Origin of the sequence: Stenotrophomonas sp. GbtcB23 (assembly GCF_019091045.1) — a bacterium.
Taxonomy (GTDB): domain Bacteria; phylum Pseudomonadota; class Gammaproteobacteria; order Xanthomonadales; family Xanthomonadaceae; genus Stenotrophomonas; species Stenotrophomonas rhizophila_A.
The window spans coordinates 1-272 of sequence record NZ_JAGXKC010000408.1 but is presented as its reverse complement, the minus strand read 5'-3'; the positions used below and the strand labels follow the sequence as shown (position 1 = coordinate 272).

Genomic DNA, 272 nt, shown 5'->3' with positions numbered 1-272 from the left:
AGGAAGGCGGCGGCAATGGTGATGGGGATCCAGAGTTCCATATCGTGGCGGTATCATGCGTTCCGATCAGCCGCCAAGGCCGGATTTGGCGGAAATCGGTCGCCTTTTCGAGTTTCTTTATCGGTCCGGAGGTGCATAAGACCGGCATGGACTAGAAACCGAAGACCTCCCCCGCTGCCGCCGATTTCGCCCATATCCGCGACTGGGTGTTCGATCTCGACAACACGCTCTATCCGCATCACGTCAATCTGTTCGCGCAGATCGACAGGGAC

1 protein-coding gene is annotated in these 272 nt (G+C 57.7%); it reads right to left on the bottom strand.

The genetic code is table 11. From position 1 onward, the window contains the following. Positions 1–53: 53 nt before the first annotated feature. Positions 54–272 (bottom strand): hypothetical protein (locus KVS69_RS19595; protein ID WP_217539687.1); only part of this gene is annotated, 219 nt, incomplete at its 5' end.